19 protein-coding genes, 2 tRNA genes and 1 pseudogene are annotated in these 22260 nt (G+C 73.3%); 12 read left to right on the top strand and 10 right to left on the bottom strand.

All coding sequences use genetic code 11. The annotated features are described in order from the left end of the window. The first annotated feature begins 25 nt into the window (after positions 1-25). The gene (locus GA0074704_RS26810; RefSeq protein ID WP_088973044.1) at positions 26-898 is read left to right on the top strand and encodes an IS110 family RNA-guided transposase; all 873 of its coding nucleotides are present in this window, start codon (positions 26-28) and stop codon (positions 896-898) included. Here the strand turns inward: GA0074704_RS26810 and GA0074704_RS26805 are convergent, their stop codons facing one another. After that, entirely contained in the window at positions 899-1783 is an 885-nt protein-coding gene (locus GA0074704_RS26805; RefSeq protein WP_157743812.1) for an IS5 family transposase, read from the bottom strand. A gap of 47 nt (positions 1784-1830) precedes the next feature. On the opposite strand from GA0074704_RS26805, the pseudogene GA0074704_RS26800 reads away from it, so the two are divergent. Continuing rightward, positions 1831-2052: pseudogene (locus tag GA0074704_RS26800) on the top strand (IS110 family transposase); the annotation flags it as partial. A gap of 502 nt (positions 2053-2554) precedes the next feature. Here GA0074704_RS26800 and GA0074704_RS26795 read toward each other — a convergent pair. Then, complete coding sequence (locus tag GA0074704_RS26795) at positions 2555-3787, bottom strand: zinc-dependent metalloprotease (RefSeq protein WP_172880807.1); 1233 nt, start codon at positions 3785-3787, stop codon at positions 2555-2557. Between the two features lie 182 nt (positions 3788-3969). Here GA0074704_RS26795 and GA0074704_RS26790 point away from each other — a divergent pair, with 182 nt between their 5' ends. The 5 genes from GA0074704_RS26790 to GA0074704_RS26770 all read left to right on the top strand — a co-directional run bounded on the left by GA0074704_RS26790 (position 3970) and on the right by GA0074704_RS26770 (position 9262). Beyond that, positions 3970-4983 carry a YlbL family protein gene (locus GA0074704_RS26790; RefSeq protein WP_172880804.1) on the top strand — a complete coding sequence of 338 codons (1014 nt, stop codon included), beginning with the start codon at positions 3970-3972 and terminating at the stop codon, positions 4981-4983. Between the two features lie 136 nt (positions 4984-5119). Next, a complete protein-coding gene (locus GA0074704_RS26785; RefSeq protein WP_172880800.1) occupies positions 5120-8080 on the top strand; it encodes a UPF0182 family membrane protein in 2961 nt (986 codons plus the stop codon). A 503-nt stretch (positions 8081-8583) separates the two neighbouring features. Then, positions 8584-8657, top strand: a tRNA-Met gene (locus GA0074704_RS26780). Positions 8658-8818: 161 nt separating this feature from the next. Next, a tRNA-Met gene (locus tag GA0074704_RS26775) sits at positions 8819-8892 on the top strand. A 118-nt stretch (positions 8893-9010) separates the two neighbouring features. Further along, positions 9011-9262, top strand: a complete 252-nt coding sequence (locus GA0074704_RS26770) for a hypothetical protein (protein ID WP_088973039.1) — start codon at positions 9011-9013, stop codon at positions 9260-9262. Positions 9263-9301: 39 nt separating this feature from the next. Here GA0074704_RS26770 and GA0074704_RS26765 read toward each other — a convergent pair whose 3' ends face one another. Then, positions 9302-10630, bottom strand: a complete 1329-nt coding sequence (locus tag GA0074704_RS26765; RefSeq protein WP_088973038.1) for an ABC transporter substrate-binding protein — start codon at positions 10628-10630, stop codon at positions 9302-9304. A gap of 177 nt (positions 10631-10807) precedes the next feature. Between GA0074704_RS26765 and GA0074704_RS26760 the strand changes: the two genes are divergently transcribed. Then, positions 10808-11641 carry a phosphoribosylaminoimidazolesuccinocarboxamide synthase gene (locus GA0074704_RS26760; RefSeq protein WP_088973037.1) on the top strand — a complete coding sequence of 278 codons (834 nt, stop codon included), beginning with the start codon at positions 10808-10810 and terminating at the stop codon, positions 11639-11641. Positions 11642-11649: 8 nt separating this feature from the next. Here GA0074704_RS26760 and glpK read toward each other — a convergent pair whose 3' ends face one another. Further along, a complete protein-coding gene (glpK, locus tag GA0074704_RS26755) occupies positions 11650-13134 on the bottom strand; it encodes a glycerol kinase GlpK (protein ID WP_088974012.1) in 1485 nt (494 codons plus the stop codon). A gap of 81 nt (positions 13135-13215) precedes the next feature. On the opposite strand from glpK, the gene GA0074704_RS26750 reads away from it, so the two are divergent. Further along, positions 13216-14154, top strand: coding sequence for a ribose-phosphate diphosphokinase (locus GA0074704_RS26750; protein WP_088973036.1), 939 nt, complete (start codon positions 13216-13218; stop codon positions 14152-14154). Here GA0074704_RS26750 and GA0074704_RS26745 read toward each other — a convergent pair. Beyond that, the gene (locus tag GA0074704_RS26745; protein ID WP_088973035.1) at positions 14151-14627 is read right to left on the bottom strand and encodes an ATP-binding protein; all 477 of its coding nucleotides are present in this window, start codon (positions 14625-14627) and stop codon (positions 14151-14153) included. The genes GA0074704_RS26750 and GA0074704_RS26745 overlap by 4 nt on opposite strands. 136 nt (positions 14628-14763) lie before the next feature. Here GA0074704_RS26745 and macS point away from each other — a divergent pair, with 136 nt between their 5' ends. Together macS and GA0074704_RS26735 are read left to right on the top strand one after the other, a co-directional pair. Beyond that, positions 14764-15894: a MacS family sensor histidine kinase gene (macS, locus tag GA0074704_RS26740; RefSeq protein ID WP_088973034.1), complete on the top strand. Its 1131-nt coding sequence runs from the start codon at positions 14764-14766 to the stop codon at positions 15892-15894. A 26-nt stretch (positions 15895-15920) separates the two neighbouring features. Beyond that, positions 15921-16568: a response regulator gene (locus GA0074704_RS26735; protein WP_088974011.1), complete on the top strand. Its 648-nt coding sequence runs from the start codon at positions 15921-15923 to the stop codon at positions 16566-16568. 6 nt (positions 16569-16574) lie between these two features. Here the strand turns inward: GA0074704_RS26735 and GA0074704_RS26730 are convergent, their stop codons facing one another. From GA0074704_RS26730 to GA0074704_RS26720, 3 genes are all read right to left on the bottom strand, one after another. Next, complete coding sequence (locus GA0074704_RS26730; protein ID WP_088973033.1) at positions 16575-17147, bottom strand: DUF5709 domain-containing protein; 573 nt, start codon at positions 17145-17147, stop codon at positions 16575-16577. Positions 17148-17255: 108 nt separating this feature from the next. Next, entirely contained in the window at positions 17256-17987 is a 732-nt protein-coding gene (locus tag GA0074704_RS26725; RefSeq protein ID WP_231926691.1) for an ATP-binding protein, read from the bottom strand. Positions 17988-18043: 56 nt separating this feature from the next. Then, positions 18044-19042 carry an SDR family oxidoreductase gene (locus tag GA0074704_RS26720; protein ID WP_088973031.1) on the bottom strand — a complete coding sequence of 333 codons (999 nt, stop codon included), beginning with the start codon at positions 19040-19042 and terminating at the stop codon, positions 18044-18046. Between the two features lie 221 nt (positions 19043-19263). On the opposite strand from GA0074704_RS26720, the gene GA0074704_RS26715 reads away from it, so the two are divergent. Continuing rightward, complete coding sequence (locus GA0074704_RS26715) at positions 19264-20514, top strand: glycosyltransferase (RefSeq protein ID WP_088973030.1); 1251 nt, start codon at positions 19264-19266, stop codon at positions 20512-20514. Between the two features lie 7 nt (positions 20515-20521). Here the strand turns inward: GA0074704_RS26715 and GA0074704_RS26710 are convergent, their stop codons facing one another. Both GA0074704_RS26710 and hisN read right to left on the bottom strand, forming a co-directional pair. Next, a complete protein-coding gene (locus GA0074704_RS26710; RefSeq protein ID WP_157743824.1) occupies positions 20522-21379 on the bottom strand; it encodes a hypothetical protein in 858 nt (285 codons plus the stop codon). A 60-nt stretch (positions 21380-21439) separates the two neighbouring features. Then, positions 21440-22255, bottom strand: a complete 816-nt coding sequence (gene hisN, locus GA0074704_RS26705; protein ID WP_088973028.1) for a histidinol-phosphatase — start codon at positions 22253-22255, stop codon at positions 21440-21442. Positions 22256-22260: the final 5 nt, after the last annotated feature.

Below are 22260 nucleotides of genomic sequence, written 5' to 3'. Positions count from 1 at the left end.
AAGCGAAAGGGACGACGGTTCCAGGATGACAGCCAAGAAGCGCCAGGTCACGGGTGGGGTTGATACCCACGGAAAGACGCACCACGCCGCCGCGGTCGACCAGGCGGGTCGGGTGCTCGGTGACCAGCAGTTCCCGGCCACCGCAGCCGGATATCAGCAGCTGCTGCTCTGGCTGCGCGCCTTCGGCCGGGTGGTCAAGGTCGGGGTGGAGGGCACCGGCGCCTATGGCGCTGGCCTGGCGCGGCACCTGAGCGCGTCGGGCATCACCGTCGTCGAGATCGACCGCCCTGACCGCAAGACCCGTCGGAGCAAGGGCAAGTCCGACCCGATCGATGCCCTCGCCGCCGCCCGCACGGCCCTGTCCGGGCAGGCCACCGGTGTCCCGAAGACCCGCACCGGCCCGGTCGAGGCGATCCGCGTCCTGCGGGTGGCCCGCCGCGGCGCGGTCAAGGCCCGCACCGCAGCCCTTAACCAGCTCCACGGCCTGATCACCTCCGCGCCGGACGCACTGCGGGAGGATCTGGCCGGCCTCACCGGTGCCGCGCTCGTCCAACGATGCGTCGACCTCCGTGTCGAGGAGTCCACGCTCACCGACCCGGTGCACGCCACGAACGCCGCCCTCGCCGCGATCGCCACTCGGATCACCGCGCTCAACGCCGAGATCGCCCACGCCGATCGACGACTGCGCCCCGCCGTCGCCCGCACCGCACCGGCCCTTAGCCGCCTGTTCGGCGCAGGACCGGAAGTCGCGGGGCAACTGCTGACCACCGCCGGCGACAACCCCGACCGGCTCCGCTCCGAAGCAGCCCTGGCCCACCTCTGCGGCGCCGCCCCGATACCCGCCAGCAGCGGACGCACCGACCGCCACCGCCTCAGAGAGTGTTGGGTAACCCAGTGACTACTTCGGGTTGAGTTCGTCGTCGAGGCGTCGAGCTGCTTCGGTCTCGATCGGGCCTTGCGGTTCGATGTCCTCGCCGGCGAGGCGGGCGGCCATCAGGCGGATCATGGCGACTTTGATCATCGCTTCGGCGTGCGCGGGCTTGCGTTCGTAGTCGCGGGCCAACCGTCTGCACCGTCCCAACCAGGCAAAGGTCCGTTCCACCACCCACCTGCGGGGTAGCACCTGGAAGCCTTTCACGTCGGCGTTGCGGGCCACGATCTGCAGGTCGAGTCCGGCGTGGGTGCGGGCCCACGCCAGCAGGCCTTTGTCGACCTGGTTGACGTAGCCGGCGTCGGCCCAGACCAGACCCAGCAGCGGGAACGTCTCGGTGATCCTCGCCAGGACCAGCTTGGCGCCGGCACGCTCCTGGATCGACGCGGAATGCACCACGGCCTTGAGCAGCAGCCCGCACGTGTCGACCAGGACATGCCGCTTACGGCCCCGCGTGCGTTTGCCGGCGTCGTAGCCGATCGCCTCACCGCCCTGATGACTGTGCGCGGTCTGCGAATCGAGGACCGCCGCCGACGGCTGCGGATCACGTCCCTCGGCCACTCGCACCGCGTCGCGCAGCAGGTCGTGAACCCGATCCCACGTGCCGTCGGCGCTCCAGCACCGGAACCACCGGTAGGCCACGTCCCACGGCACGAGGTCATGGGGCACATGCCGCCACGCCGTACCAGTGCGCAACACGTACAGGATCGTGTCAATGACCAGCCGACGTGGATACCGCAACGGCCGACCACCCCGCCGCGGATCCCGCACCGGCAGCAACGGCTTGATGACCGCCCACTGCCCATCCGTCAACGACGACTCGTAGGCCGGTTTACAGACACAGCGACACAGAAGTGATCTTCCCCGACACGGTCAACGAAGATCACGTCCAGGTATCACAACACTCTCTCAACCGCGGCGGCGACAGAGCCGCGAACAACGCCCTGCACACCATCGTGCTCAGCCGGATGCGCTACGACCCACGCACCCGCGCATACGTCGACAAACGCACCAAACAGGGCCTCGGCAAGAAAGAGATCATGCGGTGCCTCAAGCGATACGTCATCCGCGAGGTCCACACCGCCCTCCTCGCCGACTTCGCCGCTCTCCACACCCCTTGACATCCATAGGAGCATCGCCTCCCGTCCGGCTGCCGAGCCGGCCGTCCCGGCCTGCCCACTCCGAGCGGCAGGCCGGGCCTTCCGGGGACGGGTTGGCGCCGGGTGCGGCAGGTCGGGGCTTCCGGGGACGGGTTGGCGCCGGGTGCGGCAGGTCGGGGCTTCCGGGGACGGGTTGGCGCCGGGTGCGGCAGGTCGGGGCCCTCCCGGGGCGGGGTCGGGACAGGATGCGGCGAGCCGGGCCTTCCCGGGACGGGGCTGGGGCGGAGTGCGGCAGGTCGATGGTCGGGCGTCGCGCCTCGTCGCGCCTCGGCCGCACCGGGATTCGGGTTCACCGGGACCCGTGGACGCCAACGAGCGTGATACCTGAGAGGAATAATGATGCCTCTCAGGTATCACGCTCGACAGCAGTGTCGCCTCCGGTCGGGACGCCGGCGCTGCCGGCCGGCCGCTGTCCGGCGGGCGGGCGCACCTGCCGTGGCGGAGTCGAGGGCCGAGCGGGGCCTCAGGAGCGCGCGGCGCCGCCCTCGGTGTCCTCCGGGCCCTCCGAGCGGCCGCCGCCCGGCGGCTGCTCCTCCGGGCCACCCGGCGCGGTGAAGTCGAACGTGTCCAGCTCACCCTGGTCGAGCTGGGACTGCGCGAACGCCACCGGGTCGGCGAAGTCGTCGTCGGAGGGGAGCAGGTCCGGGTGGTCCCACAGGGCGTCCCGGCCGGCGATGCCCCGGTGCTCGGTCAACGCCGCCCAGAGCGCGGCGGCCTCGCGCAGCCGGCGCGGCCGCAGCTCCAGCCCGACCAGGGCGGCGAACGTCTGCTCGGCGGGGCCACCGGCGGCCCGGCGCCGGCGGAACGCCTCGCCCAGGCGTACGACGTTCGGCAGCCGGTCGCCGGCGGCGCTGTCCACCACGTGGCAGACCCAGCCCTCGACCAGGGCGAGCACCGTCTCCAGCCGGGCCAGCGACGCCTTCTGCGCCGGCGTGTCCTCCGGGGTGAAGATGCCCTCCAGGGCGATCGCCTGCATCGACTCCGGGTCGGTCGGGTCGACCCGGCCCATCGCCTCCTCGATCGCCTCCCGGTTGACCCGGATGCCCGAGGCGTAGTTCTCCACGGCGGTCAGCACGTGCCCGCGCAGCCACGGGACGTGCTGGAACAGCCGCTGGTGCGCCGCCTCGCGGAGCGCGACGTAGAGGCGTACCTCGTCCTCGGGCAGCTCCAGGCCCTGGCCGTACGCCCGGATGTTGGCCGGGATCAGCGCGGCCGTGCCGGCCGGGCCGAGCGGCAGCCCGATGTCGCCGGCGGAGAGCACCTCCGCGGCGAGCGAGCCGAGCGCCTGGCCGAGCTGGCCGCCGAAGAGCGCCCCGCCCAGCGTGGCGACCATCGACTGCATCGGGCCGAGCTGGGCCCGGGCCTCCGGCGGCACCAGGTCGCCCATCGCGCCGACCATCCGGCTGGCCACCGGGTCGCAGAGCTTGCGCCACACGTCGAGGGTCTTGTAGATCCACTCGTTGCGGTTCCAGGCCAGCGAGGTCTGGATGCCGGTCGGCCAGGCGGAGGCCGGCTCCAGCCACAGGTCGGCCAGGCGCAGCGCCTCCTCCACGGCGTGCCGCTCGTACATCGAGACGGCCGGGTCGCCGGAGGCCGCGAGCTGGCTGGCGGCCACCTGCCGGGCCAGGTCCCAGTTCACCGGCCCGCTGCCCGGTGCCGAGAGCAGGTTTTGCAGCTGTGACATGAACTGCTGCATCTGCGCGGGATCGTTGGGGTCTGGTGGCTGACCACCCGGGAGCGCGAAACCGAACGGAATATCAGGCACGACGTCTACGGTACGCGCGCCGCGCCCCAGGTCGCCGCCACCGGCGTTGCGCTGAGGGCGAAGTCCGGGTTCGGTCGCCGGACGACCCACCGGAGATCGGTACGCTCTGCCGCATGAGACGACGCGGCGTGACCGTCCTTCTCGGTGCCCTGCTCACCGCCCTGCTCAGCATCGGGGTGCTCGGTGCGCCCATCCCGTACGTCGTGCTCGGTCCCGGACCGACGGTGAACACCCTGGGCACCGCGGACGGCAAGGAGGTCATCCAGGTCAGCGGGCGGCCGACCTCGACCTCCGCCGGGCAGCTCCGGCTCACCACCGTCGGCGTGCAGCCCAGCGTGCGGCTGCGCTCGGCGCTGGCCGGCTGGTTCTCCCACGACGAGGCGGTGGTGCCGCGCGAGCTGGTCTACCCGCCGGGGGAGTCCCAGCAGGAGGTGGAGAAGCGCAACGCCGAGGACTTCCAGGCGTCCCAGACCAGCGCGGAGACGGCGGCTCTGCGGGAGCTGGGATTCCCGGTCCAGGTGCTGGTCAAGACGGTGCTCGCGGGCGGGCCGTCGAACGGTCGGCTCCAGGTCGGCGACGTGCTCACCTCGGTCGACGGCACGCCGGTGACCAGCGCCTCGAAGCTGACCGAGCTGATCCGGGCCAAGCCGGCCGGCACCTCGCTCAAGATCGGCTACACCCGGGCCGGGGCCCCCGCCACGGCGGACGTCACCAGCCGGGAGCAGGACGGCCGGCCGCGGATCGGGGTCGAGATCGACCAGCGGCAGCCGCACCCGTTCACCCTCAGCATCGACCTGGGCGACATCGGCGGCCCGAGCGCCGGCCTGATGTTCGCCCTCGGCGTGGTGGACAAGCTGGAACCGGCCGACCTCACCGGCGGGAAGATCATCGCCGGCACCGGGACCATCGACGACGAGGGTCGGGTCGGCCCGATCGGCGGCATCGCGCAGAAACTGGTCGGCGCGAAGCGGGCCGGCGCGAAGGTCTTCCTGGTCCCCGCGGACAACTGCGCGGAGGCGGTCCGCAACCCGCAGCCCGACCTGCCGTTGCTCAAGGTGGGCTCGCTGGACGAGGCCCTCGAGACCCTGGAGAAGCTCCGCTCCGGAGGCCAGCCGACCCGCTGCTGACGGCCGGCGACGGTCGCCTGCCCGGTGGCGGTGGGCCGACGCGGCGTGAGGCGGACCCGACGTGTTCAGGAACACCCCGTACTCTGGGTGCCTGGTCGGAGCCGATCGCATCGAGCGTGCGGAGCCAACAGTGGTCATGCGTAGCAGCCCCATGCCCAGGATGAGCCGGCGCGGGCGCGTCACCATCGGTGTCCTGGTCGCCGTCTTCGTGCTCTTCACCCTGCTCGGGTGGGGTGTGCAGGCGTGGACGGACTGGCTCTGGTTCTCCGAGGTCCGCTACACCGAGGTCTTCACCGGGGTGCTGACCACCCGGCTGCTGCTCTTCCTGACGGTCGGCCTCGGCATGGCGGCGGTGATCGGCGGCAACCTCTGGCTGGCGCACCGGCTGCGGCCCAAGCTGCGCCCGCACTCGCTGGAGCAGGCCACCCTGGAGCGCTACCGGATGCTGCTCAGCCCCCGGCTGGGCACCTGGATCGCCGTGGTGGCCGGCGTGATCGGGCTCTTCGCCGGCCTGTCGGCGCAGAGCCGGTGGAACCAGTGGCTGCTCTTCCGCAACGGCGGGAACTTCGGCGTCAAGGACCCGGAGTTCGGGGTCGACGTCGGGTTCTACGTCTTCCAGCTGCCGTTCTGGCGCTACCTGCTCGGGGTCGGCTTCACCGCGGTGGTGCTCTCGCTGCTCGGCGCGCTGGCCGTGCACTACGTCTTCGGTGGGGTGCGCCTGCAGGGCGTCGGGGACCGGATGACCAACGCCGCGCGGGCCCACCTGAGCACGCTCGTCGCGGTCTTCGTGCTGCTCAAGGCCGTCGCGTACGTGCTGGACCGGCGGGCCATGCTGCTGGAGTACAACGAGGGCGCCAAGCTCTACGGCGCCGGCTACGCCGACGTCAACGCGCTGCTGCCGGCCAAGGAGATCCTCGCCTACATCTCGATCGTGGTGGCCATCGCGATCATCGTCTTCTCCAACGCGGTGATGCGGAACCTGGTCTGGCCCGGCATCGCGCTGGCCCTGCTCGGGGTCTCCGCGGTCGCCATCGGCGGCATCTACCCGTGGGCCGTGCAGACCTTCGAGGTCAAGCCGAGCGCCCGGGACAAGGAGGCGCCGTACATCGCGCGGAGCATCGAGGCCACCCGCTCCGCGTTCGGCCTCAAGGACACCAAGACCCAGGGGTACGCGGCCAGCAACCTCGTCCCGCCGGCCAGCCTGGCCACCGACACCTCGGTGGTGCCGAACCTCCGGCTGCTCGACCCGCAGCTGGTCTCCGAGACGTACACCCAGCTCCAGCAGGTGCGGGGCTTCTACGACTTCGGGCCGAAGCTGGACATCGACCGGTACGCGGTGGACGGCAAGACCTCCGACTACGTGGTCGGCGTCCGGGAGATCAACTACGACGAGCTGAGCCAGAACAACTGGATCAACAAGCACACCGTCTACACCCACGGCTACGGCCTGGTCGGCGCCCCGGCCAACCAGGTCTGCGGCAACGGAGTGCCGTACTTCGTCTCCGGATCGCTCGGCGACGAGGCCAAGGAGGCGGCCGGCTGCACCTCGCCCACCGACCAGATCCCGACGGAGCAGCCCCGGATCTACTACGGCGAGCGGATGGGGCCGGACGACTACGCGATCGTCGGGCAGACCGGCGACCGTAACGTCGAGTTCGACCGCCCGACCTCGACCGGCGGTGAGCAGTACTACACCTACACCGGCGAGGGCGGCGTCAAGATCGGGTCGTTCACCCGCCGGCTGCTCTACGCCATCAAGGAGCAGGAGTCGAACTTCCTGCTCTCCGAGTCGGTCAACGACAAGTCCAAGCTGCTCTACGTCCGCAACCCGCGCGACCGGGTGGAGAAGGTCGCCCCGTTCCTCACCCTCGACGGTGACCCGTACCCGGCCGTGGTCAAGGGGCGGGTCCAGTGGATCATCGACGGCTACACCACGGCGGCGACCTACCCGTACGCGGAGCGGGTGAACCTCCAGCAGGAGACCACCGACGAGCTGACCAACCGGGGCACCTTCCAGCTGGCCCGGGAGAACGTCAACTACATGCGCAACTCGGTGAAGGCCACCGTCGACGCGTACGACGGCACGGTCCGGCTCTACGAGTTCGACGACTCCGACCCGGTGCTGAAGGCGTGGAACAAGGCGTTCGGCGGCGACCTGCTGCTGCCCAAGGCCGACATCCCGGCGGAGCTGACCGAGCACTTCCGCTACCCGGCCGACATGTTCAAGGTGCAGCGCAACCTGCTCACCAAGTTCCACGTCACCGACCCGGGCGACTTCTACTCCGGCCAGGACTTCTGGCAGGTGCCGAACGTGCCCGACGCGCCGGACAGCGGCCAGAAGCAGCCGCCGTACTACCTCTTCACCGAGTTCCCCGGTCAGCAGGATCCGCGCTTCCAGCTCACCTCCGCGGTCACCCCGAACGGGCGGCAGAACCTCGCCGCGCTGATCTCCGGGTCGTACGTCGACGGGCAACCGACCCTGGAGGTGTGGGAGCTGCCGGACCAGACCCGGGTCGGCGGGCCGGTGCAGGTGCACCAGCAGATGACCAACATCGGTGACATCCGCCAGCAGCTCAACCTGCTCTCCTCCAACCAGGCCCAGGTGCAGTACGGCAACCTGCTCTCGCTGCCCTTCGGCAACGGGATGCTCTACGTGGAGCCGGTCTACGTCAAGAGCAACAACCAGACCGCCTTCCCGCTGCTCCAGCGGGTGCTGGTCTCGTACGGCGACGGTGGCTCGTACGCCGTGCTGGCGAAGAACCTCAGCGACGGCATCAAGCAGCTGGTCGAACAGGGCAAGGGGGCGCCGCAGGGCGGCACTCCGCCGCCCACCGGTGGCAACCCGCCGCCGACGAACACCGAAGCGCCGCCGCTCACCGGCGAGCTGGCCGCCGCGGCGGACCGGGTGGAGCAGGCGATCACCGAGGTCAAGGCGGCGCAGACGTCCGGTGACTTCGAGCGGTACGGCCAGGCGCTGAAGACCCTGGACGAGGCGATGACCGCCTTCCAGCAGGCCCAGCAGGCGGCCGGCCGACCGGCGGGCGGCAGCCCGTCGGCCTCGCCGTCGGCCTCTCCGGCGCCGTCACCGAACGGCTGACCCGGGCCGGCTTCCCGCGGAGCCCGTGGCGGTGGACCCCCCCGGTCCACGGCCGCGGGCTCCAGCCGTCTCGGTGGGTGGTTCCGGCGTCCGGTCAGCGCGATGTGCCGCGCTGCGGGATCCGCGCGCCGCGCTGCGGGATCCGCGCGCCGCCGCTACGGACTTGAGAGCGTCAACGACTCACCGGGTCCGCCGGGCGAGGAGGCGGGGCCGAGTCGTCTGTGCTCTCAAGTCTGTAGGCGGTGGGCGAGGTGTCCCGGGCCGCAACCGGGGCCTGTCCGGGCGCTGGATGACGTGATGTGCGGCAACTGGGGTCAGCCCGGGCTCCGGACGGCGCCACCCGCGACGACCGGGGGCCGCCCGGCGTCATGCGGGACGGGAGCGAGGCGGGCGACAGCGCGACCTGCCGCGTTCCGCGGGAGCTCCGCGTCGGGCGTCCGGGTTGTGCCCGACGGGGTCGTTTTGCGGTTCGGGGGCAAGCTGCGCTAGTGTTCAGGAGCCGACGCGGGGTGGAGCAGCTCGGTAGCTCGCTGGGCTCATAACCCAGAGGTCGCAGGTTCAAATCCTGTCCCCGCTACTCGTGACGAAGGCCCCGGAGGATCTCCTCCGGGGCCTTCGCCGTTGCCGACGGTGATCTGTCCGAGATCCCCTCCGGTCGGGCGCCCGCCGGGGCCGGGGAGCGGGATGAGGGACCCGGCTGATCGCCGTCGGAGAGATGCGATAGGCTGTACATACCGACGCGGGGTGGAGCAGCTCGGTAGCTCGCTGGGCTCATAACCCAGAGGTCGCAGGTTCAAATCCTGTCCCCGCTACTCGCAGTCGAAGGGCCCGGAGGATCTCCTCCGGGCCCTTCGTCGTGTCGGGGGTGGGGCCGCGCGGTGGTCGTCGCTTCGAGGTGCCGGGGTTGCGCCGCTGGGCGAGGATGAGGTCATGTCTTCGTGGAACAAGTGGTGGGGCCGGCTCAGCGCGGTCCTCGGTGCGGCGGTGCTCTCGGTGTTCGTCCCGGTCGCAGCCTGGGCGTCCAGCGGGACGGGCGAACTGGTCGTGGAGGCGGCGCGGCGGCGCTCCCGCGGCGGCGGCTTCGGCTTCATCGGCCTGCTCTGCTGCCTGGTGGTCGTCGTGGGGATCGTGCTGCTGATCCTGCGACTGATGCGCAACCGGCGCGGCGGCCCGCCGCGCTGACCCGGTGCGTCCGGGGGCGGATCGTGTCCGCCCCCGGACTCAGGCCGCCAGCGCCGCGTTCGCCCGAGCCATGAACTTCGAGGTCGCCGCCCGCGCCCCGGCGTCACCGGAGCGGATGCTCTCGGCGGCGGCGACGAGCAGCCGCCGGACGGCGGCATGTCCCTTCGCCGGCGGCTCGGGCGCCGGCCCGAGCAGGCCGGACAGGCTCTCGGCGAGCGCGGCGACCTGCTTGCGGCCCGGTTCGGTGAGCGTCCCGCGGATCGCCGCGCGGACCGCCTGGCTGGGGTTGAGCCCCCGTTCCTGGCCGAGGATCCGGCCGGCCGCGACGTCGTTGACCAGGAAGTCGATCACGTCGACCACCACGTCCGGGTGGCGGGTGCCCCGGAATCCGGCCCAGTACATCGAGGCACGGGGCCACTGGGCGGCGGCCGGCCCGGGGAAGGCGGTCACGCCGAGCCGGTCGTCGGTGTAGCGCTGGAGGTCGGGGAACTGGTGCGACCAGCTGAACGACACGGCGGTGTGCCCACTGACCACTCCCTGCCGGGACGGGTCGGCGGTGTCGGCCTGGTCGGCCAGGGCGGCGCCGGGGGTGGCCCGGTCGGAGCGGGCCCGTTCCCACAGCTCGAACCAGTCCAGCAGCTCGCCGGAGCCGAAGCCGAGCTGGCGGTCCTGGTACAGCTCGACACCGCGGGACCGCAGCCAGTGCCAGAACGCCCGGTAGTCACCGGACGGGTCCACCGTGCCGGCCACCCGACCACCCGCCGCCCGGGTCACCCGGGCCGCCCAGTCGATGTAGTCGGTCCAGGGCATCGCGCCGGTCGGTGGGGGCACGCCGAGCCGGCGCAGCAGATCCGCGTTCCAGACCAGGACGGGCAGGCTCTGCCCCGCCGCGACGGCCACGGTCCGCCCCTCCACCTGCCCGTACCGGGCGAGCCCTTCGGGCAGGCTGGTCAGGTCGAGCCGCCGGTCCGCGACGTGGCGGCTGAGGTCCAGCACGATCTGGCGGCGGGCGTACTCGGTGAGGACGGTGTCGTCGATCTGGAACAGGTCCGGCACGTTGCCGCCGACCGCCTGGGTGGCCAGCCGGTCGTAGTAGCCGGTCATCGACTGCCAGGTGATCCGGAAACTGACCCGCGGGTTGCGCTGCGAGTAGAGGCGTAGCGCCTGCTCGGTGGCCTGCGCGCGCTTCGTGCCGCCCCACCAGAAGACCGACAGCTCGACCGGGCCGTCGTCGACCCGGGCCGCCGGCGCGTTCCCGCAGGCGGTCAGCCCGCCGCCGGCCACCACGGGCAGCCCGAGCAGCCCGCCGAGGAGCCGGCGCCGGCCGAGTCCGGCGGCGCGGGACGCGGTGAGCCGGGCAGCGGACACGTGGGACTCCTGGACGGTGGGACGGGCGGGCGCGATCTGATCATTTACACAGGTCGCGGCGGTGGGTGTCAACGGCGGGTCGGGTGGTGGATGCCGCCGGGCGGGTGGGCTGGCCGCCAGGCGGTCGGCCGGGTGGCCGGATCCAGGGCGGTCCGTCCCCGTGGTGTACTAGGGCGCGTGGAACTTCTGCACTCCGGCAAGGTCCGGGACGTGTACGCCGACGGCGACGACCTGATCCTGGTCGCCTCCGACCGCGTCTCCGTCTACGACGTGGTGCTCCCGACGCCGATCCCGGACAAGGGCCGGCTGCTCACCGCCCTGTCGCTGTGGTGGTTCGAGCAGCTCGCCGACCTGGTGCCGAACCACGTCGTCTCGGCCACCGACGTGCCGGCCGAGTTCGCCGGCCGGGCGATCCGGTGCCGCCGGCTGGACATGGTCCCGGTGGAGTGCGTAGCCCGCGGCTACCTCACCGGCGGCGGCCTCAAGGAGTACGAGCGCACCGGCGCCGTCTCCGGCGTGACGCTGCCCCGCGGCCTGGTCGAGGCGTCCATCCTGCCCGAGCCGATCTTCACGCCGTCCACCAAGGCGCCGATGGGCGAGCACGACGAGCCGATCACCTTCGCCGAGGTGGTGGACAAGGTCGGCGCGGAGACCGCCGAGCGACTGCGGCAGATCACCCTCGACGTCTACCGGCGGGGGGCCGAGATCGCCGCCGACCGGGGCATCCTGGTCGCCGACACCAAGCTCGAGCTGGGTTGGGCGCCGGACGGCACCCTGGTCCTCGGCGACGAGGTGCTCACCGCCGACTCGTCCCGCTACTGGCCGGCCGAGTCGTACCAGCCGGGGCGCAGCCAGTTCTCCTACGACAAGCAGTACGTCCGGGACTGGGCCACCGCCAGCGGTTGGGACAAGCAGGCCCCCGCCCCGGAGGTGCCGGCCGAGGTGGTCGAGGCGACCCGGGCCCGCTACGTCGAGGTCTACGAGAAGCTCACCGGCAACCGCTGGGCCTGACCGGACACTCAGTCCACCCAGTCCAGGGTGCGCTGCACGGCCTTGCCCCAGTTGCGCAGCTCCCGGTCGCGCAGCGCCGGGTCCATCCGCGGGGTCCACTCCGCGTCGGAGCGCCACTGTTCGCGCAGGGTGGCCAGGTCCGGCCAGAAGCCGACCGCGAGCCCGGCGGCGTACGCAGCGCCCAGGCAGGTGGTCTCGGTGATCCGGGAGCGGACCACCGGGACGTCGAGCACGTCGGCGAGGAACTGCATCAGCAGCTCGTTGGCGGTCATCCCGCCGTCCACCCGGAGCCGGCGCAGCGCCACGTCCGAGTCGGCGTTCATCGCGTCGACCACCTCGCGGGTCTGCCAGGCGGACGCCTCCAGCACCGCCCGGGCCAGGTGCCCCTTGGTGATGTAGCCGGTCAGGCCGGCGATCACCCCGCGTGCGTCGTTGCGCCAGTGCGGGGCGAAGAGCCCGGAGAAGGCCGGTACGACGTAGCAGCCGCCGTTGTCGTCCACGGTGCGGGCCAGCTCCTCCACCTCGGCGGCGGTGGAGATCAGCCCGAGGTTGTCCCGCAGCCACTGCACCAGCGAACCGGTCACCGCGATCGCCCCCTCCAGCGCGTACGCGGGAGGTTGCCCCTCGATCCGGTAGGCGACCGTGGTGAGCAGCCCGTGTGTTGAGGCGACCGGGCTGGCGCCGGTGTTGAGCAGCAGGAAGCTGCCGGTGCCGTAGGTGCACTTGGCCTCGCCCGGCTGGAAGCAGGTCTGGCCGAACAGGGCGGCCTGCTGGTCGCCGAGGGCGCTGGCCACGGGCACCCCGGCGAGCAGCCCGTCGGCGGTGCCGTAGACCTCGGCCGAGCAGCGGATCTCCGGCAGCATCGCCGCCGGCACCCGCATCGCGTCGAGCAGCTCCGGGTCCCAGTCCAGGGTGCGCAGGTCCATCAGCATGGTGCGGCTGGCATTGGTCACGTCGGTGACGTGCCGCCCGGTGAGCTTCCAGATCAGCCAGCTGTCCATCGTGCCGAACAGCACCTCGCCCCGCTCGGCGCGCTCGCGCAGCCCGTCGACGTGGTCGAGCAGCCAGCGCAGCTTGGGGCCGGCGAAGTAGGTGGCCAGGGTCAGTCCGGTCCGCTCGCGCAGCCGCTGCTCGCCGTACGCCCGGTCCAGCTCGCCCAGCAGCGGCCCGGTGCGGGTGTCCTGCCAGACGATGGCGTTGGCGACCGGGCGGCCGGTGGCCCGGTCCCAGACCACGGTGGTCTCCCGCTGGTTGGTGATCCCGACGGCGGCGAGCCGGTCCGGACCGATCCCGGCGGCCTCCAGCGCGTCGCGCACCACGCGCTGGACGTTGTCCCAGATCTCCTCCGCGTCGTGCTCGACCCAGCCGGGCTGCGGGAAGATCTGCCGGTGCTCGCGCTGGGCGGCGGAGACGATCTCTCCGGCCCGGTCGAAGACGATGCACCGCGACGAGGTGGTGCCCTGATCGATGGCGGCGACGTACTCGGGGGTCACCCGGGCACCGTACCCGCCGTCGGCGGCCCGGTGCAGCCCACCGACCCTCGTGGGGCGGGCGACCACCGTACGATCTGGACCGTGCGCGACATCGCCGTGTTCAGCGGAACCGCCCATCCCGACCTTGCCACCGAGATCTGCGCCCAGCTGGGCGTCCCGCTGCACCCGGCCCGGGTGTCCCGGTTCGCCAACGACTGCCTCGAGGTGCAGTTGCAGGCCAACTGCCGGGAGCGGGACGTCTTCCTGATCCAGCCGTTGGTGCCGCCGGTGCAGGAGCACCTGGTCGAGCTGCTGCTGATGATCGACGCGGCCCGGGGCGCCTCGGCGGCCCGGATCACGGTGGTGCTGCCGCACTACGCGTACGCCCGCTCGGACAAGAAGGACGCGCCGCGCATCTCGATCGGCGGCCGGCTGGTCGCGGACCTGCTCACCGCGGCCGGCGCGGACCGGGTGCTGGCGATGACCCTGCACTCGCCGCAGGTGCACGGCTTCTTCAGCGTGCCGGTGGACCACCTGCACGCGCTGCGCGAGCTGGCCACCCACTTCCGCCGGCGGGACCTGTCCAACGCGGTGGTGGTCTCGCCCGACCTGGGCAACGCCAAGGCGGCGGCGGCCTTCGCCCGCATGCTGGGCACCCCGGTGGCGGCCGGCGCGAAGCAGCGGTTCAGCGACGACGTGGTCAAGATCAGCGCGGTGATCGGTGACGTGCGGGACCGGGACGTCATCGTGCTCGATGACGAGATCGCCAAGGGCAGCACGGTGATCGAGCTGATGGAGCACCTGCGCGCCCTGGAGGTCCGGTCGATCCGGCTGGCCTGCACCCACGGGCTCTTCTCCGGCGACGCGCTGCGCCGCTTGAGCGCCCAGGAGGGGGTGCTGGAGATCGTCTGCACGAACACCGTGCCGATCCCGGCGGAGAAGCGGGTGCCCGGGCTGGAGGTGCTGTCGGTGGCGCCGGCCCTGGCCGAGGCGATGCGCCGGATCCACGTCGGCGAGTCGGTCAGCGCGCTCTTCGGCTAGGCCGGCCCGCCCTCGGCGTCGGCGGCCGACGGCGGGCGGACGGCGCAGAGCGCGGTGATGCGTACGGTGGTGCCGGCGTCGCCGGTGATCACGTCCATGGTGTCGCTGAGTTCCCGGGCCAGCCAGAGGCCCCACCCGCCGGCGGTGTCGGGCGCGGGCCGGCTCTGGTCGGCCAGCCGCCGTGAGCTGATTCCCTGGCCGTGGTCGGCGACCTCGCAGACCAGCCGCCCGGCGCCGCCCCACAGTCGCAGCCAGCCCTGCCCGCCGCCGTGCCGGACCGCGTTGGTGATCAGCTCGTTGACCGCCAGCACGAAGTCGTCGAGGCGCTGCCCGTCCAGCCCGGCGGCGTGCGCGCAGGAGGTGACCGAGTGGCGCAGCTCGGTCACCTGAGCCTGGTCGAAGGCCTCGGCGATGAGGAGGGAAGAGTCGATGGGCACAACCGTACGCGGTGCGCGCGGCTCTGCGTTCGTCATGGCCCCGTCCGGACAGTGGATCCAGCTTCATTCGCGACATTTCCACCGTACGTCAGGATTTCCCGCGCCGCACCTGCCGCCTCCGCCGGTCGCACCGCCCCTCGACGGGCGCCGACGCTGTGGCATCGTGTCGGCCATGCCGTCGCCCCCGGGAGGTCTGGAGGGCCCGCTGTGGCGGGCGATCGCCGTGTTCCGGTTCGCCTCCCTCGGCTACGTCGTCCTGCTGGCCCTGCGCGTCGGCGACCGGTACGCCCATCCGCTGGCGGCCGGCGGCGTGCTGGCGCTGATGCTGGCCTGGACGGTGGCGACGGCGTTCTGGTACGCCCGGCCGGAGGCCCGGCGCTGGCCGCTGCTCCTGGCCGACCTCGCCGTGGTGGCCCTCGTCCTGGCGGTCAGCCCCTGGGTGGTCGGCCGGGCCACGCTCGCCGCCGGGGTGCCCACCCTCGGGGTGGCCTGGCTGGCCGGCCCGGTGCTGGCCTGGGCGGTCTCCGGCGGCCGGCGCCGCGGCACGGTCGCCGCCCTGGCCGTCGGCGCGGCGGACCTGGCCACCCGGGAGCGGATCACCCCGTCCTCGGTGACCGGGGTGATCCTGCTGCTGCTCGCCGGGGTGGTGGTCGGGCACGTGGCCCGGCTGGCGGTCACCGCCGAGCAGCGGCTGCAACGGGCGGTGGAGCTGGAGGCGGCGACCCGGGAACGGGAGCGGCTGGCCCGGGGCATCCACGACTCGGTGCTCCAGGTGCTGGCGCTGGTCCAGCGCCGCGGCGCGCACCTGGACGGCGAGGCGGGGGAGCTGGCCCGGCTCGCCGGTGAGCAGGAGGCCGCCCTGCGGGCGCTGATCGCCGGCAACCCGCCCGTTCCGGCCGGCGACGCGGAGGACGGCGACCTGGACCTGTGCGCCCTGCTCGGCCGGTACGCCTCGGCGACGGTCTCGGTGGCCATGCCGGCCACCGGCGTGCCGCTGCCGGCGCAGGTGGCCCGGGAGGTGGCGGCCGCCACCGCGGCGGCCCTGGACAACGTGGCCCGGCACGCCGGCGGGACGGCCTGGGTGCTGATCGAGGACGAGGGGGAGACGGTGACCGTCTCGGTACGCGACGCCGGGCCGGGCATCCCGGCCGGGCGGCTCGCGGAGGCCGCCGCGCAGGGGCGGCTCGGGGTGGCGCAGTCGGTCCGGGGCCGGATCGGCGACCTCGGCGGCAGGGTGCGGATCGACTCCGCCCCCGGCGCCGGCACCGAGATCGAGCTGACCGTGCCCCGGCCGGGCCGGTGAGGGGAGACGCGGACGTGGTGCGGGTGATGGTGGTCGACGACCACCCGATGTGGCGCGAGGGGGTGGCCCGGGACCTCGCCGAGGCCGGCCACGAGGTGGTCGCCACCAGTGGGGAGGGGCGGCAGGCGGTCCGGGTGGCGCCGGCCGCCCGACCGGACGTGGTGGTGCTCGACCTGCAACTGCCCGACATCTCCGGGGTGGAGGTGATCCGCGGCCTGCGGGCCGCCCTGCCGCAGGTACGGGTGCTGATGCTCTCGGCCAGCGGCGAGCAGCAGAGCGTGCTGGAGGCGGTGAAAGCGGGCGCCACCGGCTACCTGGTCAAGTCGGCGGCGCCGGCCGAGTTCCTGGAGGCGGTCCGCCGGACCGCCGCCGGCGAGCCGGTCTTCACCCCCGGCCTGGCCGGACTGGTGCTCGGCGAGTTCCGCCGGCTGGCCACCGGCGACGGGACCGGACGGTCGACGGCCGAGGACGACGCGGCACCCCGGCTCACCGACCGGGAGACCGAGGTGCTGCGTCTGGTGGCCAAGGGCCTGTCCTACAAGCAGATCGCCCAGCGGCTGGAGCTGTCCCACCGCACCGTGCAGAACCACGTGCAGAACACGTTGGGCAAGCTCCAGCTGCACAACCGGGTCGAGCTGACCCGCTACGCGATCGAGCGGGGCCTGGACGGCTGAGCCGGCTCAGTGCGCCTCGGGCGGCCGGGTCTCGTGGATGGCCAGCTCCTCGGCGGTGGCGCCGCCGCCGGCCGCGCCCGCGTCGTACGCGACGTTGTCGGTCTCGGTGTCGGTGTGCGCGCCCTCGTCCGGCTCCACCAGCCGGCCGACCTGGTGGTCGGCCACGGTGCCGAGCTGGCCGTGGTCGTAGACGGAGACCGGGGAGTTCGGGTCCGAGGTGGGGCCCGGGTCGATCACGTCGGCGTCCAGCTGGGCCTGGGCGGCGGCCTCCTCGCTGTCCGCCTCGGCGGCGATGTCCGGATCCACGGTGCCGGCGAGTGGGTCGCCGGCCGGCCGCTCGTACTGCTCCCGGTGGAGCTTGTAGTCCAGCGACTCGCCGTCGAGCTGCTCCTCCGCGGTGGTGCCGAAGTGGTCCACCGCGACCGGGGTGCGGTCACCGGGGAGCTGGGCCGGCTCCGGGCCGTCCGCCTCCCGGCCGGTCAGCACGTCGTCGTTGGCGGTGGAGTCGTCGTCGGCGGTGTCGGGCAGGCCCTCCGCCTCGGGGTCGGACACGGGGGTCGGGTACTCGTCATCGCGCATGGCTGATCACTACCCACTGCCCTCCCGGCGTAACCGGGTCGGGTGGTGGCCATCCGGGAGGAAAGCGGAGCAAAGGGGCGATCGGTGGCCACCGGGCGGCCCACCGGATCAGTCCCGGAACGCCGCCTCGTCCTCGGCGTACAGCACGCACCAGACCACCTTGCCGTCCGGCACGGGGCTGCTGCCCCAGCGGCGGGCCACCGTGTCGATCAGCAGCAGGCCCCGACCGCCCGCCGTGTCCAGCGGGGCCGGACCGGCGTACCTCGGGCGGCCGGTGGAGTGGTCGCGGACCGCGAGGTGCAGCGCGCCGGCGCGGGCCGCCAACCGCAGCGTCATCGGGGTGCCCGCGTGGGCGACGACGTTGTTGACCATCTCGGTGACCGCGATGCAGGCCGGCTCGGCCAGCTCCGGCAGCCCCCAACGCCGGCAGCCGTCGGTGACCAGCTCCCGGGCCAGCCGGGCGGAACCGGCCACCGGCGGAAGGTCGACGTCGGTGACCTCCGCCCGGGGGGACCGGGAGAGCGCGGTCAGCGCGGAGTCCACGGTGGGGCAGACCGTCACCCCTGCGCCCGCCGCGGCACCGGTCGGATCACAGATCACCAGGTCGGCGCCGGGCCAGTCGGCCACCTCCCGGAGCACCTCGGCGACCACCGACTGCACCGCGGGCCCCGTCGACCGGACGTCGGAGAAGTCCACGACGACCGGACCGGACCCGGAGGAGAGCCGGGTCAGCAGGGCGTCCCGGACCGCCGGGACACCCGCCGGATCCAACGCGCCGACCACGTGGAGGACCACGGACGAGCCGTCCGTCTCCACCAGGTAAGGCGCGTCCGTGGGCATGATCGTCCCATTGTGCATGTCCGGGCCCGGACGCGCATCCGGCCGCTCGGCCCGTCTCATGGCCGGTCCGCACGGGACCGGCGCATCGCCGCCACCGTCCCGGCCGCGGTACCCGCCGCGGCCAGCCCGAACGCGGCGCCCACCCGGACCAGCTGCCGGCGCCGCCCCTGCCAGCCGCCGCCGGGACGCGCCCGGCCGTCGGGGTCGAACACGTTGCCGGTGTCGTCCGGTCGCGGGGCCGGACCGAACTGGGTGCGGTGCACGTACCAGCCGAGGGCCCGCTCGGCCAGCGCCGGGGCGAGCCGCCACTGCAAGCCGAGCAGCCGGGCCGCGCCACCGGCGTACACCTCCCGCCTCGGCCGGCGCAGCAGCCGGACGATGGTCTCCGCCACCAGCTCCGGGGGGTAGACCGGCGGTGGCGGCACCAGCTCGTGGCCGGTGTGGTTGGCGGCGTGCCGGAAGAACGGGGTGTCGATGGTGGCCGGCAGGACGGTGCAGATCGAGATGGCTCCCCGGCCGGTCAGCCGCAGCTCCTGCCGGACGGTGTCGGCGAGCCCTCGCACGGCGTGCTTGGTGGCGTTGTACGCCGACTGGTACGGCATCGCCACCTCGGCCAGCACGGAGGCGTTGTTGACCACCACCCCGCCCCCGGCGGCGGCCAGGTGCGGCAGTGCCGCGCGTACGCCGTGGACCGTGCCGAGCAGGTTGACCTCCACCACCCGGCGGAACTCCGGCGCCGGGATCTCGTCGAACAGGCCCACCGCGCTCACCGCCGCGTTGTTCACCCAGGCGTCGATCCGCCCGAAGGCTGCGACGGCCCGCTCGGCGAGCCGGTCGACCGCGGCCGGGTCGGTGACGTCGGTGGGCACGACCAGGGTGCGGCCGCCCAGCTCGTGGCAGCGTTCGGCGACCACCCGCAGCGCGGGCTCGGTGCGGGCGGCCAGCACCACGTCGGCGCCACGGGAGGCGAGCGCGTACGCGGTGGCCGCGCCGATGCCACCGGAAGCTCCCGTGATCACCACGGTGGCGTCGGAGAGACTGCGAGTCAGTGGCATTCTGGTGCGGTACCCCCGCCTGTGGCAGGTCATGCGGATCGCCATCAACCGATCATGACCAGAATCGGACTCGCGGGCCGCGGTGTTTGGACCCGTCAAGATCGAAGTGCCGGACGCCACCGGGTCGGTCCCGAGTTGTCATGTTTCGGCTCGACGGGCCCTGGTTAATGGGACCCTCTGACCGGGGAGACCACCGCTCGTCAATCGCATGGAGGTGCACCATGCGCGTCGGCCTAGTGTGCGCACACGCCGGCCCGTCCAGGCATGTCGACGGCCCTGCCGTCGGTACCCATCAGCACATCGCGCGGGTCGCGGCGGAGCTGGCGGAACGAGGGCATGAGGTCCGGGTGTACGAGCGGCTCGACGAGCCGGGGCTGCCGCCGACCGCCGACCAGGACGGCTACCGGGTGGAACGGGTGCCGGTCGGTCCGGCCGCCCCCACCCCCACCGCCGAGCTGGTGCCCTACGTCGCGGAGTACGGCCGCTGGCTGGCCGACCGCTGGGCCGGCGACTGGCGGCCCGAGGTGGTGCACGGGCACTACTGGATCGGCGGCCTGGCCGCGGCGCACGCCGTACGGGCCACCGACATCCCGGTGGTGCAGACCTTCCACTCCCTCGGCGTCGAGCAACTGCGCCACCTCGGCCGCGAGTACGACGGGCCGGGGGAGCGGATCCCGCTGGAGCGGGCGCTGACCCGCGCGGTGGACGTCGCGGTCGCCCAGTGCAACGACGAGGTCGACGAGCTGACCCGGATGGGCCTGCAACGCACCTCGGTCGCGATGGTGCCGACCGGGGTGGACACCGAGGCGTTCCACCCCGACGGGGAGGCCGCCCCCCGCGACCAGCGGCCCCGGATCCTCTCCGTCGGCGGCCTGACGCCCGGACACGGGCACGAGGACCTGATCCGGGCGATGCGGCTGGTCGGGGACGCCGAGCTGGTGATCGCCGGCGGGCCGCCGGTCGAGCAGCTGGCCAACCACACCGAGGCGCGCCGGCTGCGCGAGCTGGCCCAGCGGGCCGGCGTCGCCGACCAGGTGAAACTCGTCGGCGCCGTCCCGCACGACCAGATGGCCACCTGGTACCGGTCGGCCGACGTGGTCGCCTGCACCCCGCACTACTCCTCCGCCGGGCGGGTGTCGCTGGAGGCCATGGCCTGCGGCGTGCCGGTGGTCGGCTACGCCATGGGCGGCATCGCCGACGCGGTGGTCGACGAGGTCACCGGACGGCTGGTCCCCCCGGGCGACGTGCGGACCCTCGGGGTCACCCTGCGCCGGCTGCTCGCCGACAACGCCGGGCGGTTCGCGTACGGGCACGCCGCAGTGGACCGGGTCCGGTGCAGCTACACCTGGGAGCGGACGGCCAGCGCGCTGGAGCGCCTCTACGAGCGGGTGGTCGGCCGTCGCGGGGCCGCGGTCGAGAAGACCGTCGAGGTGCCGGTGGAGGCGGAGCCGAAGACCGCCGAGGCGGCCTGAACGCCGGTCAGCGCGGCGGACGGGGGGCGCCGGCGCCGACCATCGCCGCCTCCCGGGCCACCGCGTGGTGGTGCTGCGGCTCGGCGTACCGGGTCAGGCCGATCACCGCGACCAGGGTGACCAGGAAGCCGCTCGCCGCCAGCCACTCCCGGCCCGGCCAGATCCGGTCGTTGAGCAGCAGCAGGCCGACGATCGCGGCGGGCACCGCACCGGCGGCGTCCATCGCTGCGACGGCCGCCGTGGTGGAGCCCCGCTGCATGGCCAGGCCGAGCAGCAGCTGGCCCACGATCGAGTGGGCGACCAGCAGATAGAGCAGCGGGTCGGCCAGGAACGCCTCCACCGAGGGCGCGGAGGCCAGCGGCCGGGCGGCCACCGCCGCGGCCGAGAAGGCCATCCCGGCCAGCGAACCCAGCACCACCGAGCCGAGCGCGCCGTGCAGGCGTACCGCGAAGAAACCGAGCAGCGCGATCAGCGCGAGGGCGGCGACCAGGGCGACCAGGGCGGCGGCCCCCAGCTGTTTCGAGTGCGCCGGCTCGGCGGCCAGCACCAAGCCGGTGATCCCGGCGAAGAGCAGCACCAGCAGCCCCACCTCCGCCGCCGGTAGTTTCCACTTCAGCAGCAGCACGCCGAGGATCGCGGTGACCCCCAGCCCGGCCGCGACGCTCGCCTGGACCAGGAACAGCGGCAGGTCGCGTCGGGCCAGGAAGGCCAGCACGAAGCCGGTCACCTGGCAGGCCAGCCCGATCAGGTACGTCCGGTGCCCGGCCAGCCGCAGCAGCAGCCCCGGATCGAAGGTGTGGTGCACCGTCGTCCGGGCCGCGGCCACGGACTGGAGCAGGTTGGCCACGCCGTACGCGACGATCATCGCCGCCAGGAAGTACCAACCGGAGGACACCACCTGGCGAGGATAGAGGGTGCCGGGGTCTCAGCGCGCGGTCGGCCGACCGAGCCGGGACAGGATGTCGGCGTGCAGGTGCCCGTTGGTGGCGATCGCGCTGTGCTCGGCCGCGCCGTCCCCGGCCGGGGCGGGACGTCCGGCCAGGTCGGTGACGGTCCCACCGGCCTCGGTGACGATCGGCACCAGCGCGGCGACGTCCCAGAGCGACAGCTCCGGCTCCACCATCACGTCCAGTGCCCCCTCGGCCAGCAGCATGTAACCGTAGAAGTCCCCGTACGCCCGGCTGCGCCAGGCGTCCCGCATGATCCCCAGCATCGCGTCCAGCCGGCCGGCGGCCTCCCAACCGGTCAGCGAGGAGTAGCAGAAGCTGGCGTCGGCCAGGTCCGCGACCGCGGAGACCCGGATCGGCTCGCCGTGCCCGGCGTCCGGTCCGGCGTACGCGCCCGCGCCCCGGGCCGCCCACCAGCGCCGGCCCAGCGCCGGCGCGGAGACCAGACCGAGGACCGGCCGGTCGTCCTCCAGCAGGGCGACCAGGGTGGCCCAGACCGGCACGCCCCGGACGAAGTTCTTCGTGCCGTCGATCGGGTCGACGATCCACCGCCGCCCGTTCGGCCCGGCCGGCTGCTCGCCGTACTCCTCGCCGAGCAGCCCGTCGTCGGGCCGCCGCTCGGCCAGCAGCGCCCGGATCTCCCGCTCGACGGCGGTGTCCGCGTCGGAGACCGGGGTGAGGTCCGGCTTGGCCTCGACCCGCAGGTCCAGGGCGCGGAAGCGGGCCGCCGAGACGGCGTCGGCCCGGTCGGCGAGCAGGTGGGCGAGGGCGAGGTCGTCGGCGTACCCGGTCATGGTCT

Origin of the sequence: Micromonospora siamensis, from assembly GCF_900090305.1 — a bacterium.
In the GTDB taxonomy this organism is placed as follows: domain Bacteria; phylum Actinomycetota; class Actinomycetes; order Mycobacteriales; family Micromonosporaceae; genus Micromonospora; species Micromonospora siamensis.
This window is presented reverse-complemented; position numbering and strand designations above follow the sequence as displayed.

What these genes read in the sequence shown, in the direction of transcription:
- GA0074704_RS26785 (WP_172880800.1), top strand. Translation starts at nt 5,120, where the DNA reads ATGCGTAGCAGCCCCATGCCCAGGATGAGCCGGCGCGGGCGCGTCACC.
- GA0074704_RS26710 (WP_157743824.1), bottom strand. Translation starts at nt 21,379, where the DNA reads ATGATCGTCGCGTACGGCGTGGCCAACCTGCTCCAGTCCGTGGCCGCG.
- GA0074704_RS26810 (WP_088973044.1), top strand. Translation starts at nt 26, where the DNA reads ATGACAGCCAAGAAGCGCCAGGTCACGGGTGGGGTTGATACCCACGGA.
- GA0074704_RS26725 (WP_231926691.1), bottom strand. Translation starts at nt 17,987, where the DNA reads ATGCCCACGGACGCGCCTTACCTGGTGGAGACGGACGGCTCGTCCGTG.
- macS (WP_088973034.1), top strand. Translation starts at nt 14,764, where the DNA reads ATGCCGTCGCCCCCGGGAGGTCTGGAGGGCCCGCTGTGGCGGGCGATC.
- GA0074704_RS26720 (WP_088973031.1), bottom strand. Translation starts at nt 19,042, where the DNA reads ATGCCACTGACTCGCAGTCTCTCCGACGCCACCGTGGTGATCACGGGA.
- GA0074704_RS26770 (WP_088973039.1), top strand. Translation starts at nt 9,011, where the DNA reads ATGTCTTCGTGGAACAAGTGGTGGGGCCGGCTCAGCGCGGTCCTCGGT.
- GA0074704_RS26745 (WP_088973035.1), bottom strand. Translation starts at nt 14,627, where the DNA reads ATGACGAACGCAGAGCCGCGCGCACCGCGTACGGTTGTGCCCATCGAC.
- GA0074704_RS26735 (WP_088974011.1), top strand. Translation starts at nt 15,921, where the DNA reads ATGGTGGTCGACGACCACCCGATGTGGCGCGAGGGGGTGGCCCGGGAC.
- GA0074704_RS26715 (WP_088973030.1), top strand. Translation starts at nt 19,264, where the DNA reads ATGCGCGTCGGCCTAGTGTGCGCACACGCCGGCCCGTCCAGGCATGTC.
- GA0074704_RS26730 (WP_088973033.1), bottom strand. Translation starts at nt 17,147, where the DNA reads ATGCGCGATGACGAGTACCCGACCCCCGTGTCCGACCCCGAGGCGGAG.
- hisN (WP_088973028.1), bottom strand. Translation starts at nt 22,255, where the DNA reads ATGACCGGGTACGCCGACGACCTCGCCCTCGCCCACCTGCTCGCCGAC.
- GA0074704_RS26790 (WP_172880804.1), top strand. Translation starts at nt 3,970, where the DNA reads ATGAGACGACGCGGCGTGACCGTCCTTCTCGGTGCCCTGCTCACCGCC.
- GA0074704_RS26795 (WP_172880807.1), bottom strand. Translation starts at nt 3,787, where the DNA reads ATGCAGCAGTTCATGTCACAGCTGCAAAACCTGCTCTCGGCACCGGGC.